The 14,397-nt window shown below is 73.8% G+C and carries 12 protein-coding genes; 6 read left to right on the plus strand and 6 right to left on the minus strand.

Translation table 11 applies throughout. The annotated features are described in order from the left end of the window. Positions 1-5: 5 nt before the first annotated feature. From AB6L24_RS06405 to AB6L24_RS06415, 3 genes are all read right to left on the minus strand, one after another. Complete coding sequence (locus tag AB6L24_RS06405; protein ID WP_405653045.1) at positions 6-1,163, minus strand: acetyl-CoA C-acetyltransferase; 1,158 nt, start codon at positions 1,161-1,163, stop codon at positions 6-8. Positions 1,164-1,248: 85 nt separating this feature from the next. Beyond that, positions 1,249-1,836 carry a TetR/AcrR family transcriptional regulator gene (locus tag AB6L24_RS06410; protein ID WP_030360191.1) on the minus strand — a complete coding sequence of 196 codons (588 nt, stop codon included), beginning with the start codon at positions 1,834-1,836 and terminating at the stop codon, positions 1,249-1,251. Between the two features lie 135 nt (positions 1,837-1,971). Then, on the minus strand, positions 1,972-2,754 hold the full coding sequence (locus AB6L24_RS06415; RefSeq protein ID WP_405653047.1) for an SDR family oxidoreductase: 783 nt from the start codon (positions 2,752-2,754) through the stop codon (positions 1,972-1,974). A gap of 122 nt (positions 2,755-2,876) precedes the next feature. Between AB6L24_RS06415 and AB6L24_RS06420 the strand changes: the two genes are divergently transcribed. The 4 genes from AB6L24_RS06420 to AB6L24_RS06435 all read left to right on the plus strand — a co-directional run bounded on the left by AB6L24_RS06420 (position 2,877) and on the right by AB6L24_RS06435 (position 7,645). After that, positions 2,877-4,031 carry an acyl-CoA dehydrogenase family protein gene (locus AB6L24_RS06420; RefSeq protein ID WP_405653049.1) on the plus strand — a complete coding sequence of 385 codons (1,155 nt, stop codon included), beginning with the start codon at positions 2,877-2,879 and terminating at the stop codon, positions 4,029-4,031. Continuing rightward, positions 4,031-5,035 (plus strand): acyl-CoA dehydrogenase family protein, encoded by a 1,005-nt coding sequence (locus AB6L24_RS06425; RefSeq protein ID WP_405653051.1) that lies wholly within the window; start codon positions 4,031-4,033, stop codon positions 5,033-5,035. Before AB6L24_RS06420 ends, AB6L24_RS06425 begins: the two co-directional genes overlap by 1 nt. A 418-nt stretch (positions 5,036-5,453) precedes the next feature. Further along, complete coding sequence (locus AB6L24_RS06430) at positions 5,454-6,635, plus strand: anhydro-N-acetylmuramic acid kinase (protein WP_405653053.1); 1,182 nt, start codon at positions 5,454-5,456, stop codon at positions 6,633-6,635. 80 nt (positions 6,636-6,715) lie between these two features. Continuing rightward, positions 6,716-7,645, plus strand: coding sequence for a DUF2510 domain-containing protein (locus tag AB6L24_RS06435; protein ID WP_405653055.1), 930 nt, complete (start codon positions 6,716-6,718; stop codon positions 7,643-7,645). 136 nt (positions 7,646-7,781) lie between these two features. On the opposite strand, the gene AB6L24_RS06440 is transcribed toward AB6L24_RS06435, so the two are convergent. After that, on the minus strand, positions 7,782-8,471 hold the full coding sequence (locus AB6L24_RS06440; RefSeq protein ID WP_405653057.1) for a TetR/AcrR family transcriptional regulator: 690 nt from the start codon (positions 8,469-8,471) through the stop codon (positions 7,782-7,784). 169 nt (positions 8,472-8,640) lie between these two features. Between AB6L24_RS06440 and AB6L24_RS06445 the strand changes: the two genes are divergently transcribed. Both AB6L24_RS06445 and AB6L24_RS06450 read left to right on the plus strand, forming a co-directional pair. Next, on the plus strand, positions 8,641-9,549 hold the full coding sequence (locus AB6L24_RS06445; protein WP_405653059.1) for a phosphatase PAP2 family protein: 909 nt from the start codon (positions 8,641-8,643) through the stop codon (positions 9,547-9,549). Further along, positions 9,546-10,529, plus strand: coding sequence for a DMT family transporter (locus AB6L24_RS06450; protein WP_405653062.1), 984 nt, complete (start codon positions 9,546-9,548; stop codon positions 10,527-10,529). Before AB6L24_RS06445 ends, AB6L24_RS06450 begins: the two co-directional genes overlap by 4 nt. Positions 10,530-10,675: 146 nt before the next feature. Here AB6L24_RS06450 and AB6L24_RS06455 read toward each other — a convergent pair whose 3' ends face one another. Both AB6L24_RS06455 and valS read right to left on the minus strand, forming a co-directional pair. Beyond that, positions 10,676-11,569 (minus strand): phospholipid scramblase-related protein, encoded by an 894-nt coding sequence (locus tag AB6L24_RS06455; protein WP_405653064.1) that lies wholly within the window; start codon positions 11,567-11,569, stop codon positions 10,676-10,678. Between the two features lie 158 nt (positions 11,570-11,727). After that, positions 11,728-14,289 (minus strand): valine--tRNA ligase, encoded by a 2,562-nt coding sequence (gene valS / locus AB6L24_RS06460; protein WP_405653067.1) that lies wholly within the window; start codon positions 14,287-14,289, stop codon positions 11,728-11,730. Positions 14,290-14,397 lie beyond the last annotated feature (108 nt).

Consider the following 14,397-nt stretch of genomic DNA (forward strand, 5'->3'; position numbering starts at 1 on the left):
GGTCTTCACAGTCGTTCGATCACTGTGACGTTGGCCTGCCCGCCTCCTTCGCACATGGTCTGGAGGCCGAACCGGCCGCCGGTGCGCTCCAGTTCGTGCAGGAGGGTCGTCATCAGGCGGGCGCCGGTGGCACCGAGGGGGTGACCGAGGGCGATGGCGCCGCCGTTGACGTTGACGCGGGCGGGGTCGGCGCCGGTCTCCTTCAGCCAGGCGAGGACGACGGGCGCGAAGGCTTCGTTGATCTCGACGAGGTCGATGTCGTCGAGGGTCAGGCCGGTCTTCTTCAGGGCGTGTGCCGTGGCGGGGATGGGGGCGGAGAGCATCCGGATGGGGTCCTCGCCGCGCACGGAGAGGTGGTGGACGCGTGCCCGGGGCGTCAACCCGTGGTCGCGGACGGCCTGTTCGCCGGCGATGAGCAGGGCGGCGGCGCCGTCGGAGACCTGGGAGGAGCAGGCGGCGGTGATGCTGCCGCCGTCCATGACGGGCTTGAGGGACGCCATCTTCTCGGCTGTCGTGTCGCGGCGCGGGCCCTCGTCGGCGGTGACGCCCGCGAGGGGGACGACTTCGCGGCCGAAGCGGCCCTCGTCGACGGCGCGCAGGGCCCGCCGGTGGGAGCCGAGCGCGAACTCCTCCATGTCCGTGCGGGAGATGCCCCATTTCCGGGCTATCTGCTCGGCGCCGTGGAACTGGTTGACGGGCCGGTCTCCATAGCGGGCGCGCCAGCCCTCGCTGCCCGCGAAGGGTCCTTCGGTCAGGCCGAGCGGCTCGGCGGCCTGCCGGGAGGCGAAGGCGATGGGGACCATGGACATGTTCTGCGTGCCGCCCGCGACGACGAGGTCCTGGGTGCCGGAGAGGACGCCCTGGGCCGCGAAGTGCAGGGCCTGCTGCGAGGATCCGCACTGCCGGTCGACGGTCACGCCGGGCACTTCCTCGGGCAGTCCGGCCGCCAGCCAGCTGGTGCGGGCGATGTCCCCGGCCTGCGGTCCGACGGCGTCCAGGCAGCCGAAGACGACGTCGTCCACGGCTGCCGGGTCGACGCCGCAGCGCTCGATGAGCGCCTTGAGGACGTGGGCGCCCAGGTCGGCGGGGTGCACGGCGGCGAGGCCGCCGCCGCGCTTGCCGACGGGGGTGCGGACCGCCTCGACGATGTAGGCCTCGGCCATGGCTGCGTACTCCTCGCGGTCTGGCGCCGTGCGGTGACGGCGCGGTCTCGGGCGCGTACGCGGTCCGTCGAGTGCGTGCGCGGTCTCAGGTGCGTACGGAGATGCCGTCCAGGACCATCGACAGGTACTGGCGGGCGATCTCGTCGGGGCTGTGGCCTCCGCCGGGGCGGTACCAGGACGCGGCGACCCAGACGGTGTCGCGCACGAAGCGGTAGGCCAGGCGGATGTCCAGGTCGGCGCGGAAGACGCCGTCGGTGACGCCGCGCTCGAGCGTCGTCAGCCAGGCCTTCTCGAACCGCTGCTGGGACTCGACCAGGTACTCGAACCGGGTCTGGGTGACCAGGTGCTTGGACTCCTTCTGGTAGATCGCGACGGCGGAGCGGTGCCGGTCGATCTCCCGGAAGGACTCGGTGACGAGGGCTTCCAGGGTCTCGCGGGGGCCGAGGGGCGCGGAGAGCACGCTGTCGTACCCGTCCCACAGCTCGGTCAGGAACGTCCGCAGGATCTCTTCGAGCATCGACTCCTTGGAGTCGAAGTGGTAGTAGAGACTGCCCGCGAGCATGCCCGCGGCGTCCGCGATCTTGCGGACGGTGGTGGCGTTGTAGCCCTGTTCGGCGAAGACGTCCGCGGCGATCCTGAGCAGCTCGCCGCGGCGCTCGGGCGAGGGGGTCACCGGGGACTTCTTCCTGCCACCGGCGGCCTTCTCGGCGCCGGTCGGCTTCTCACTGGTCGGCTTCTCACTGGTGCTGGTGTCGCTGGTGCTGGTGTCGCTGGACTGCTTCTTTTTCGGCACACGGTCATTCTCCGCCTAGGCGTGCTGGCTGCTGACCGACACCGTCTCGCCCGTCATGTACGAGGAGTAGCCGCTGGCGAGGAAGACGATGACGTTGGCTATCTCCCAGGGCTCGGCGGGGCGGCCGAAGGCCTCGCGCGCGGTCAGCTCGTCGAGCAGCTCGGCGGAGGTGACCTTCGCGAGGTGCGGGTGCAGGGCGAGGCTCGGGGCGACGGCGTTGATCCGGATGCCGTGGGGCGCGGCTTCGAGGGCGGCGCAGCGGGTGAGGGCCATGACCCCGGCCTTCGCGGCCGCGTAGTGCGCCTGGCCCGGCTGGGCGCGCCAGCCGAGGACCGAGGCGTTGTTCACGACGACGCCCCCGGATCCGGTGGCCCGCAGGCGGCGCAGGGCGGCTCTGGTGCAGCGGAACGTGCCGTTCAGTGTGACGTCGATGACCTGGTCCCACTGCTCGTCGGTCATGTCGATGAGCTCGGCCGTGCCACCGAGGCCCGCGTTGTTCACGACGATGTCGAGGCGGCCGTGCTGCCGCTCCGCCAGGTCGAAAAGCGCCCGCACCTGGGCTTCGTCCGTCACGTCGCACGGGGTGCCGTGCACGCGCTCGGCGCCGAACTCGTCGGCGAGCCGCTCGACCGTCTCCTTGGTGCGGCGCGCGTGCGCGTCACCGAGGACGACGCGCGCGCCCTCCTCCAGAAAGCGGCGGGCGGTGGCGCCGCCTATGCCCGCTCCGGCCGCCGCCGTGACGACGGCCGTGCGGCCGTCGAGCAGGCCGTGCCCGGACACATAAGGAACCACTGCCATGCCCCCACCCGACATCCCCTGACACCCCCTCGGCCGCACCGGCCCTCGACGATTGTCTGCCCCTCACGATAATCTACCAAACACTTGTTAGGGAAGGTGCCCGAGCGGGAGGCGGACCAGGGATGGACCTCGAATTCAGCGCGGCGCAGGAGGAGTTCAGGCAGGAGGCGCGGGCCTGGCTCGCCGCGCGCGTGCCCGCGGGCCCGCTGCCCTCCCTGGAGACCGAAGAGGGCTTCGCGGCCCACCGCGCCTGGGAGGGCGAGCTGGCCGCGGACCGCTGGTCGGTGGTGTCGTGGCCCGAGGAGTACGGCGGGCGGGGCGCCGGGATCGTCGAGTGGCTGGTGTTCGAGGAGGAGTACTACGCGGCGGGCGCCCCGGGCCGGGTCTCCCAGAACGGCATCAGCCTGCTCGCGCCCACCCTCTTCGACTTCGGCACGCCGGAGCAGCGCGCGCGGGTGCTGCCCCCGATGGCGCGCGGCGAGGTGATCTGGGCGCAGGCCTGGTCGGAGCCGGAGGCGGGTTCGGACCTGGCCTCGCTGCGCTCCACCGCCCGCCGGGCGCCCGGCGGTTGGGTCCTGAACGGCCAGAAGACCTGGTCGTCCCGGGCCGCGTTCGCCGACCGCGCCTTCGGCCTGTTCCGCAGCGACCCGGCCGCGGACCGGCCGCACCGCGGTCTGACGTATCTGATGTTCCCGCTCGACGCGGCGGGCGTGACCGTGCGCCCCATCGGCCGCATCGACGGCAAGCCCGCGTTCGCCGAGCTGTTCCTGGACGACGTGTTCGTGCCCGACGAGGACGTGATCGGTGAGCCGGGCCAGGGCTGGCGGATCGCGATGGCGACGACGGGCGAGGAGCGCGGCCTGACGCTGCGCTCACCGGGCCGCTTCCTGGCGACGGCCGACCGGCTGCTGCGCGACTGGCGCGCGCACGGCGACCCGGCCGGCACGGCACTGCGCGACCGGGTGGCCGACGCGGTGATCGGCGCCCGCGCGTACCAGCTGTTCACCTGGGCCAACGCCTCCCGGTTCGCGGCCGGTGAGGCGATCGGCGCGGAGTCGAGCCTGAACAAGGTGTTCTGGTCGGAGTACGACATCGGGGTGCACGAGACGGCGCTGGATCTGCTGGGGGTGGAGGGGGAGTTGAGGGGGGCGCCCCCGGCCGACTGGACCGAGGGCTATGTCTTCGCGCTCGCCGGGCCGATCTACGCGGGCACCAACGAGATCCAGCGCGACATCATCGCCGAGCGGCTGCTCGGCCTGCCGAAGGGACGCCGGTGATGCGGTTCCTCCTGGACGCCGAGCAGCGGGACTTCGCCCGTTCGCTGGACGGCATGCTGACGGCGGCGGACACCCCGGCGGCCGCGCGCTCCTGGGCCGCCGGGGAGCACGCGGCGGGCTTCGCCCTCCGGCAACGGCTCGGTGCGGCAGGGGTGTTCGCCCTCGCGGCACCGGAGGCGCACGGGGGCGTGGGGCCGCTGCCCGTCGAAACGGCCGTCGCGTTCGTGGAGTTGGGGCGGCACGCGGTGCCCGGACCGCTGGTCGAGACGGTCGCGGCGGTGGCGCTCCTGGCGCGCCTCGCCGAGCTGGGGATACCGGAGCCCGCCAAGCGGTCGCTGCCCACGCTGGTCGGCGGCGGGGCGAGCGCGACGCTGACGCTCCCCGGCGCCGGGCCGTACGCACTGGACGCGGACGCCTCGGCGGTGCTGCTCGCCGCCGGGGACGGGGAGGTCCGGCTCGCACCCGGCCACGCGGAACCGCGCGCGTCCCTCGATCCGGCGCGGCGGCTCGCCCGGCTCCTCGCGGGCGGGGAGGTGGTGGCGTCCGGGGACGCGGCGGCCGACGCGGCCGGACGGGCGCTCGACTGGGCGGCCCTCGCGACGGCGGCGCAGAGCCTGGGGGTCGGGTACGCCCTGCTCGACCGGACGGTGGCGTACGTGCGGGAGCGGACGCAGTTCGGTGTGCCGGTGGGCTCGTTCCAGGCCGTCAAGCACCGCCTCGCGGATGTGCTGGTGGGGCTGGAGTTCGCGCGGCCGCTGGTGTTCGGCGCTGCGGTGTCGCTGCGGGACGGCGACCGGCCGGCCGCCCGGGTGGACCTGGCGGCGGCCAAGGTGGCCACCGGGGAGGCGGCGTACGGCGCCGCGCGGGCGGCGCTGCAACTGCACGGTGCCCTGGGGTACACGGCCGAGTACGACCTGTCCCTGTGGCTCCTCAAGGCGCGGGCCCTGCGGGGGGCTTGGGGCGGCGTGGGGAGGTGGCGGGAGCGGGTGGTGACGGGTGGGTGAGGCGTGCGGGGGTGTCCGCCCCGTACCCGTACCCCCCGGGAAGCGTCCGCCGGGCCGGTGGGCGCGGGATCGGACCCGGTGGCGGAGGTCGACGCAGGCACGGGCGCCCCAAGGATCACGGAGTACAGGCGGAGAAGGGCTCGCTGTGCCGCGTATCGAGGGGCAGCACGCGATGACAGGCCTCACGGCGACAAGGTCAACGCGTGCGGGAACGACCGGGCATACCCAGACTCCTCACGGTGATCGCGCCCCGCACCCCAGCCGCCGCCCGGACACGGCGAAACGCATTTCCGCGCCAGGACGGACACGGCAGCCCCAGGGCCCCGCCCCACAGCACCTTTAACTCCGGGCCCGCGGGGGAAGAGCACCCTAGCGCCGCCTCCGGCGCACCCCACCCGCCAGTGAGAGACAGAGACCCATGCGAGTGATCGGCCTGATGTCCGGCACCTCCCACGACGCCATCGACGCCGGTGCCGTCGACCTCACCCTCGACGGCGAGAGCCTCCGACTGACACCGCTGGGCCTGATCAGCCGCGCGTACGACGACGAGCTGCGCGCGGCGCTGACCGCCGCGCTGCCCCCGGCGGCCACCACCCTCGCCGACGTGTGCCGCCTCGACACCCGCATCGGCCAGGCCTTCGCCGCAGCCGCCACCGAGGCGGACCGCGAACTGTGCGGGGGCCGTGCCGAGTTGGTCGCCTCGCACGGGCAGACCGTCTTCCACTGGGTGGACGAGGGGCAGGTGCGCGGCACGCTGCAGATCGGGCAGGCCGCGTGGATCGCGGAGGCCACGGGCCTTCCGGTGGTCGCCGACTTCCGGCCGCGGGACGTCGCGGCCGGCGGTCAGGGCGCGCCGCTCGTCAGCCTCGTGGACCGGATGTGGCTGCGCGGCCGCCCCGGCACCCCCGTCGCCCTGAACCTCGGCGGCATCGCCAACATCACCGCCCCGGACGGCACGGCCTTCGACACCGGCCCGGCCAACGCCCTGATCGACGCGGCGGTCCGCGAGTGGACGCCCCAGGGCCGCGAGCGGGGCCTGACGTACGACCGCGACGGCGGGATCGCCGCGCGCGGCACCGTGCACGAGGACCTGCTCGCCCGGCTGCTCGCCGAGCCGTACTACGCGCTGCCCGCCCCGAAGACGACGGGCAAGGAGCTCTTCCACGCGGACTATCTGCGCCGGACCCTCGCCGGGTACGAGGAGCTCGCCCCCGAGGACGTCGTCGCGACGCTCACCCGGCTCACGGCGGTGACGGTCGCCGACGCGGTGCGCGCGGCGAAGGCGAGCGAGGTGGTGGCGTCGGGCGGCGGGATCCGCAATCCCACGCTGATGGCGGCGGTCAGGGCCGAGTTGGGGCCCGGCGTGCCGGTGCGCGGCTCTGACGAACTGGGGCTCGCGTCGGCGGCGAAGGAGGCGTACGCGTTCGCGGTGCTCGGTTTCCTGACGGCGCACGGACTGCCCGGCACCGTCGCGGCGAGCACCGGCGCCCGGCACCCGAGCGTGCTCGGCTCGATCACCCCGGGGCGTGCGGGCCGGTGGCCGGAGGGTCTCCTCGGCGGCGCGCAGGCGCCGACGCGGCTCGTCGTCGACGGTCACTGAGCCCCGCTCCGGCCCCACTTGGCCGATTTCCGCCGACCCCTCTCATCCGACTTTCAGGCGCTGCTCATACCCTGACGCCCATGACGCACGCGACTCCCCCGGGCTGGTATCCCGACCCCGGGCAGATACCTGGTGCCCCGCCGTCCGAGAGATGGTGGGACGGGAACATGTGGACGGAGCACGTCCGCGCGCCGGGCGGCTCCCCCGCCTTCCCCCAGCAGCCGCCGCCGGCGCCCCGGCGCCCGGCGCGCACGGCCGTCGTCATCGGCGTCGCCGTCGCGGTGCTCGCGGGCATCGTCGGTGGCGTGTACGCGCTGACCGCGGGCGACGACGATGACGGCGACGACAACGCCAAGCCCCCGGCGTCCTCGGGCCCTTCGAAGCCCGGCAAGGGCGACGACGAGGGCCCCGAGAAGCCCGAGGACTCCGCGTCGCCCGGTCCCTCCGACGGCGCCCCGCAGCCCGAGGAGGGCTTCGCCTCCGACGGGGCGAGCGGCATCAGCCTGCCGGTGCCGGACGGTTGGGAAGGGAAGTCCGGCAACCTGGGCGCGGGGGTCACCAAGGGCAAGTACGCGTGCCCCGGCGACGTCGCGCGGGTGTGCGTGCGTGGCGGCGCGTTCTCCGCCCCCGCCTCCAGCTTCAAGATCAAGAAGTCCAGCCCCGAGGCGGCGGCGAAGGCGGACATCGAGAAGAACGCCGAGGAGTCGTACGGCGGCAAGATCTACGGCGGCAAGCTGGTGTCCCACAAGGAGCTCGCGTCGAAGTCGGTGACCGTGGCCGGGCAGAAGGGCTATCTGGTCCGCTGGAAGGCCGTGAACCGCAAGGGCCCGGACGGCTATGTGCAGTCGCTCGCGTTCAAGTCGCCCACCGACGACATGACGATGGTGATCGTCCGCTTCGGCATCGACGACACCGACGACGCTCCCTCGGTGTCGTCCATGGACGAGATCACCAAGGGCATCAAGGAGTTCCGCGGCGGGGGCGGCGGAGGCGACGGCCAGCAGGTCTGACGGGCGGCCCACGGACAAGAAGCCGGGCGTACCGATCATGGTCGGTACGCCCGGCTTCTTGTCGCGCGCCGCCCCCGTCCCCACGGTGCGGCGCTCTGCGGGCCCCGTCCGGTCATCCTGCGGACCGGGCCCACGTTCAGGTGGCCGGGTCCTCCCCGGCGGAGGCGGCCGGGGTCTTCCCCGCGGCCGGGCGGCCGTGGCCCTCGCTCAGCCCGAGGACCGGCAGGAGCACCGCCTCCACGAACCGCTCCAGATAGTGCTCGTCCGCGTCCTTGCCCTCCACCAGCGGCCGGGCCCGCAGCACGCCGAAGAGCTGGACCGTGACGAACTCCGCCGCAGGGTGGCCCGCGGCGATCTCCCCGCGCTCCACGGCCCGCCGCACGAAGCCGTCGACGGCCTCCACCTCCGGCTCCACCAGCGCCTCGCGCAGCGCGTGCTGAAGGTCCTCGTCCTGCAGGACCGCGTGGCTGAGCGCCTGCACGATCATGGTGTCGCGCCCGGCCCAGGTGGCGGCCGCGCGTGCCGCCGCGCGCAGGTCACCGGCGAGCGAGCCGGTGTCGATGCCCGCGAAGCGCACACAGCGGTTGGCGCGCAGCGCGGCGGCCACGAACTGGGGCTTCGTCTTCCACTGGCGGTACAGCGTGGACTTGCTGCAGCGGGTCCGCGCGGCGACGCCCTCCATGGTCACGGCCTCGTAGCCGCACTCGCGGAGCTGGTCGAGGACCGCGTCGTAGAACTCCTGCTCGCGCTCGGGTGTGATCTTGGAGCGGCGCGACAGCGCGACCTGCTCGCAGAGGTGCTCCTCGATCCGTTCCCGCGGCGTCATCTCTTGTCTCCTCGGTGCGGCGGCCCGCTCGGTTCGCTTCCTGCGGACCCTACCGATACGCCAGTGTACCGGTACGCTCCCGTATCGGTACACTGGCGTATCGATGAGTGGAACGACAGGGACTCACTCATCACCGCACCACCCAGTCGTCATGCAAAGGGGCCGGCGGATGGATTCCCGCACCGAGCCTGCAGAACAGGAGCCGGAGATAGCCTCCGGGCGACCGGACACCCCTGCCCGGCCGCCGCTCGCGCGCGAGCTGCTCCTCGTCGTCGGACTCTTCCTCGTCTACAAATTCGGCAGGCAGCTCGCCAACGGCCATACCGCCGAGGCGTTCCGCAACGCCCACCGCGTCTGGGACGCCGAGCGCTTCCTGCGCCTGCCGGACGAGGCTTCCGTGCAGAACCTCCTGCTGAGCGGCGACAGCCTTGTCCACGTCGCGAACACCTACTACGCGACCGTGCATTTCCCGGCGACGCTGCTGTTCCTGGTGTGGCTGTACGTGCGCCGCCCCCGGCACTACGTCTGGGCCCGGCGGATCCTTGCCGCGCTCACGGCGGCCGCGCTCGCGCTGCACCTGGCCTTCCCGCTCGCGCCGCCGCGCCTCCTGGACGCGGCACACCTCGTGGACACGGCGCAGAAGTACGGGCCCTCGGTGTACGCGGCCGAGCCCTCGACCGACTCGATGGCCAACCAGTTCGCCGCCATGCCGTCGCTGCACTTCGGGTGGGCGCTGATGGTGGCCGTCGGCCTGATCGTCGCGACCAGCTCGCGGTGGCGCCGGCTGTGGCTGCTGCATCCGCTGCTCACGCTGCTCGTCATCGTCGGCACCGCCAACCACTACTGGCTCGACGCCCTCGCGGCGACCGCGCTGCTCGGCGTCGCGCTGGCCGTGATCCGGCCGCCGCGCCCGGTCCGGTCCCGGGTCGTGCGCAGGTCCGGCCCGACGGCGACGCCCGCGGGGACACCGGCGCCACGCGCGGAGCCCGCGCTCCCCGCGCGTGAACTGGTCGCCGCGGCCGCCTCGCCCTCCGCCACCGCGGCCTCCTCCCCCGTGCCCTCCGGAGCCGACCGATGAGCGCCACCGTGCTCGCCGTCCTGCTCTCCCTCGTCTCCGCCGCCGCCTACGCCACCGCCGCCGTCGCACAGCAGCGCCTGGCCGCACGCATGGCGGACACGGGCGGCCGGGTCGTGCGGCTCCTGGGCAGTGGCGCGTGGTGGGCGTCGGTCGGGCTGAACGCGTCGGCGGCGCTGCTGCACGTCGCGGCGCTGAAGTTCGGTCCGCTCACCCTCGTGCAGCCGCTCGGCGCGCTCACGCTGGTCGCCGCCATGCCGCTGGGGGCGCGCCTTGCCGGGCGGCGGGTCTCCCCGCCGGAGTGGCGCGGCACCGGTCTGACCCTGATCGGCCTGGGTGTCCTGCTGCTCACCGCGTCCGGCCCCGAGCCCGACGACACGCTGTCGCTGCCGGAGGCCGTGGCGGTCGCCGGGGTGACGATGGCCGTCGTCGGGCTGCTCTCCCGGCCCGGCACCCGCCCCGGACTGCGGCACGCGACCGCGTCCGGCTTCGCCTCCGGTGTCGCGTCCGCGCTCACGCAGACGGTGACGGTCGCGGCCACGGACCGCTCGGGGCCGGTGCTCGACGCGCAGGTCGTGGTGGTGGCGCTGCTCGTCGCCGCGTTCGCGGTGGGCGGGCTCTTCCTCTCGCAGACGGCGTACCGCGGCGGCCTCGGCGCGCCCCTCGCCGTCGTGACCCTGGCCAACCCCGTCGCCGCCGCGGCCATCGGCATCGCCCTGCTCGGCGAGCGGCTGCGGGGCGGCGCGAGCGGGGTGCTCCTCGCCGTGGCGGGGGCGCTGATCGCCGCGTACGGCGTCGTGGTCCTCACCCGGTCCCCGCAGACCGCCGCCGCGCGCGAGCCGGAGCAGGCACGCGAACCGGCAGCCGTCCGCACGCCGGGACCCGTCCCCGCGCCGGGCCCCGTCCCCCCGCCGGACGCGACGGCCGACTACCTGCCCTCGATCCCGCTCCAGCCCGAACCGGCGGCCCCGCTGCGGACGTAGACCAGGGACGCGCGACGAGGACGTACGACGCAGCGACCGCCCCGCGGCGAGCGGCCCCACACCGGGGGCACCCTCGTCGGGGAGCGGTCGCTGCGTCGTCGTACGTGCCGTGCGGCCCGCGTACCCGTAGGCCCGGAGGCCGTGTCTCAGCCGAGGCCGCGCGAGTCCTGCTTGAGCGCGGTGTCGACGGTCAGGGCCGTCGCCACGACCAGGCTCAGGAGCGGGTCCGGGAGCTGGTAGTGGATCTGCAGGACGTAGTTGTCCGCAGTGGTGAACATCGTCTTGGCGAGGCCTTCCCAGGTCTTGGTGATCCGGGCGACCTCGTTGTCCGACTGGTCGACGATCGAGAAGTTCCAGGCGCGCCAGTTCTCCGCCTTGATCGCGCCGACCTGCTGGCCGTTGACGTTCATCGCGAAGTTGATCTTGCCGATGACGTTCTGCTGGACGATCTCACCGACGACCTGGCCGTCGGGGCGCTCGACGACGACCCGCGACTTCATGAACTTCCGCGGCCGGGTCATGAGCAGCTGCGGGGTGCCGTGGGCGTCCCGGATCTCCAGCTTGTGCGTCATGAACTGGTCGATGCTGGAGACGAAGCGGGCGACCTTCTTGATGGTGCTCTGGCCGACCTGGACCACCGAGCCGAGCTGGTTGCCCGACTGGTCCATGACGCTGTACTCGTTCGTCAGCTCGATGAGCTTGGCCTTCTGGTTCACCACCAGGACCGGCTCGGTGAACAGCGTGCCGCCGCCCTGCGACGTGGGGTGCACGCCGGCCTGCTGCTGCACCTGGCGCTGGACGCGGGCCGGGTCGGCCGCCGGGGCGGCGGGGGCGGCCTGCGCGGGGGCCTTGCTGAACTGGGCCGCCTGGCCCGGCTGCTGCGGGACCTGCTGGCCCTGCGCGGCCGCCTGGGCCGTCGCGTCCTGCGGGGCCTGGTTCGTGTGGTCGGTCCACTGGGAGCCGTCCCACCAGCGGAGGAGCTGGGAGGCGCCCTGGGGGTCCGGGTACCAGCCTGCAGGAGTGTTCGAATGCGTTGTCACCCGGGCACACTACCCCGAACCACCCCGGCCGCCGCCAGCCCCGGGAGCGGACTTTCCGCAGGCCGGAGCGGTGGCCGCGCTTCCGCAACGGCCACCGGCACCCGCACCGCGACGACGGCGGACCCCCGTTCGGCACCTCCGCCACGACAGCCTCGGCCCTATCGGAGCACCTCCACCGCCAGCGCCCCGTCCGCCACTTCGAGGACGACCTCGCCGACGCGTCCCGCCGCCCGCACGTCCGCCGCGGCGAGCGCGAACCGGTCGAGCACGTCCTGCGGTCCGCGCACGACGACCGTCGCGATCTCGGCCCGCATCGAGAGCCTGGCGAGGGACTTGGCCTTGCGCACCCCGGCGATGACCTCGGCGGCGGTCGCGAGCACGCTCCCGTCCGGATCACTCTCCTCCCCGTCCGGCGTCGCCGCCGACGGCCACGCGGCCCGGTGCACCGACCCCGGCGCGTACCAGGACCAGACCTCCTCGGTGACGAACGGCAGGATCGGGGCGAAGAGACGCAGCACCGTGTCCAGGGCCGTCCGCAGGGTCTCGCGGGCCGAGTCGCGGGCGGCCGTCTCGCCGTGGTCGCCGTAGGCGCGGGCCTTGACCAGCTCCACGTAGTCGTCGCAGAAGCGCCAGAAGAACGTCTCCGTGCAGCTCAGGGCGCGGGTGTAGTCGAAGTCGTCGAAGGCGGCCGTCGCCTCCTCGACGGTGGCGGCGAGGTCGGCGAGCAGCGCCCGGTCCAGCGGTTCGCGCACGGGCGCGCCGCTCGCCTCGAAGCCGAGGACGAACTTGCCGACGTTCAGGAGCTTCGTCGCGAGCCGCCGGCCGATCTTCATCTGGCCGGTGTCGAAGGCGGTGTCGGTGCCGGGCCTGCCGCTCGCCGCCCAGTGCCGCACGGCGTCCGAGCCGTGCGTGCGCAGCAGGTCGTCGGGGGTGACGGCGTTGCCCTTCGACTTCGACATCTTCTTGCGGTCGGGGTCGAGGATCCACCCGGAGATCGCCGTGTGCCGCCAGGGCAGCGCCCGGTGTCCGGTGTGGGCGCGCAGGACCGTGGCGAACAGCCAGGTGCGGATGATCTCGTGGGCCTGCGGGCGCAGGTCCATCGGGAAGAGGCGGGCGAACAGGTCCGGGTCGGCGAGCTGCCGCGCGGCGATCTGCGGGGTGAGCGAGGAGGTCGCCCACGTGTCCATGACGTCGGGGTCGCCGGTGAACCCGTGCGGCTTGTCGCGCTGGGCGGGGTCGTGGCCGGGCGGGGTCTGCGCGCTGGGGTCGACGGGCAGGGTGGCCGGGTCGGGGACGATCGGACGGGTGTGGTCCGGCGCGGCGTCGGCGTCGAGGGGATACCAGAGCGGGATGGGGACTCCGAAGAAGCGCTGACGGCTGATCAGCCAGTCGCCGTTGAGTCCGTCCACCCAATGGTCGTAGCGCACGCGCATGTGCGGCGGGTGCCAGACCAGCTCCCGCCCCCGCGCGCGGAGTTCGGCCCTGCGCCCCTCGTCGCGGCCGCCGTTGCGGACGTACCACTGGCGGGTGGTGACGATCTCCAGGGGCTTGTCGCCCTTCTCGAAGAACTTCACCGCGTGCGTGACGGGCCGGGGTTCGCCGTGCAGCTCGCCGCGCTCGCGCAGCAGCGCGACGACGCGTTCGCGGGCGGTGTGGGCGGTGGCGCCCGCCAGTTCGGCGTACGCGGCGACGGCGTCCGGCGCGTCGATCCCGCTCGGCGGATCGGCGCGGAAGCGGCCGTCCCAGCCGATCACCGGCCGGGTGGCCAGGCGCAGTTCACGCCACCAGACGACGTCGGTGGTGTCGCCGAACGTGCAGACCATGGCGATGCCCGTGCCCTTCTCGGGCGCCGCGAGGCGGTGGGCGAGGACGGGGACCTCGACGTCGAAGAGCGGGGTGCGGACGGTCGTGCCGACGAGGTGGCGGTAGCGCTCGTCGTCGGGGTGCGCCACGAGGGCGACGCACGCGGGGAGCAGTTCGGGGCGGGTCGTCTCGACCGGGACCGCGCTGCCGTCGGCGGGGCGGAAGGCGATCCGGTGGTACGCGCCGGGCCGCTCCCGGTCCTCAAGTTCGGCCTGGGCGACCGCCGTGCGGAAGGTGACGTCCCACAGGGTGGGGGCCTCCGCGAGGTACGCGTCACCGCGGGCGAGGTCGGCGAGGAAGGCCCGCTGCGAGGTGGCGCGCGCCTCGGCGCCGATGGTCCGGTAGGTGCGCGACCAGTCGACGGACAGGCCGAGGCGGCGCCACAGGTCCTCGAAGGCCTGCTCGTCCCGCGCGGTGAGGCGTTCGCACAGCTCGATGAAGTTCTCCCGGGAGACCGGGATCTGTCGCTTGCCGGGCGCCGCGGGCGGGGTGAAGTCCGGGTCGTGGGGCAGCGCGGGGTCGCAGCGGACGCCGTAGTGGTGCTGGACGCGGCGCTCGGTGGGCAGGCCGTTGTCGTCCCAGCCCATGGGGTAGAAGACGTTCTTGCCGCGCATGCGCTGGTAGCGGGCGACGGTGTCGGTGTGCGTGTACGAGAAGACGTGCCCGACGTGCAGGGAGCCGCTGACCGTGGGCGGCGGGGTGTCGATGGCGAACAGCTCGTCCCGGGGTGCCGTGCGCGCGTGCTCCGCGTCGAAGGCGTATACACCCGACTCGTCCCAGCGCCTGGACCACTTCTCCTCGAGACCGTCGAGGACGGGCTTCTCCGGGGCGCCCTGCGGGCGTGGGGTGTCCGTCATGCTCCCGCATGCTAACGCCGCTCCGAGCAGGGCGTTCACCTATTTTTCGGGACGCGCGACGGCGGGGCCGCCGTCCCGGAGCGGGGAGCCCCGGGGCGGCGGCCGCCC

Origin of the sequence: Streptomyces sp. RK9, assembly GCF_045070545.1 — a bacterium.
Classification (GTDB): Bacteria; Actinomycetota; Actinomycetes; order Streptomycetales; family Streptomycetaceae; genus Streptomyces; species Streptomyces alboflavus.

Excerpts from the sequence above, each read along its gene's own strand:
- AB6L24_RS06420 (WP_405653049.1), top strand. The coding sequence starts at position 2,877 with ATGGACCTCGAATTCAGCGCGGCGCAGGAGGAGTTCAGGCAGGAGGCG.
- AB6L24_RS06405 (WP_405653045.1), bottom strand. The coding sequence starts at position 1,163 with ATGGCCGAGGCCTACATCGTCGAGGCGGTCCGCACCCCCGTCGGCAAG.
- AB6L24_RS06440 (WP_405653057.1), bottom strand. The coding sequence starts at position 8,471 with ATGACGCCGCGGGAACGGATCGAGGAGCACCTCTGCGAGCAGGTCGCG.
- AB6L24_RS06430 (WP_405653053.1), top strand. The coding sequence starts at position 5,454 with ATGCGAGTGATCGGCCTGATGTCCGGCACCTCCCACGACGCCATCGAC.
- AB6L24_RS06435 (WP_405653055.1), top strand. The coding sequence starts at position 6,716 with ATGACGCACGCGACTCCCCCGGGCTGGTATCCCGACCCCGGGCAGATA.
- AB6L24_RS06425 (WP_405653051.1), top strand. The coding sequence starts at position 4,031 with ATGCGGTTCCTCCTGGACGCCGAGCAGCGGGACTTCGCCCGTTCGCTG.
- AB6L24_RS06415 (WP_405653047.1), bottom strand. The coding sequence starts at position 2,754 with ATGGCAGTGGTTCCTTATGTGTCCGGGCACGGCCTGCTCGACGGCCGC.
- AB6L24_RS06445 (WP_405653059.1), top strand. The coding sequence starts at position 8,641 with ATGGATTCCCGCACCGAGCCTGCAGAACAGGAGCCGGAGATAGCCTCC.
- AB6L24_RS06450 (WP_405653062.1), top strand. The coding sequence starts at position 9,546 with ATGAGCGCCACCGTGCTCGCCGTCCTGCTCTCCCTCGTCTCCGCCGCC.
- valS (WP_405653067.1), bottom strand. The coding sequence starts at position 14,289 with ATGACGGACACCCCACGCCCGCAGGGCGCCCCGGAGAAGCCCGTCCTC.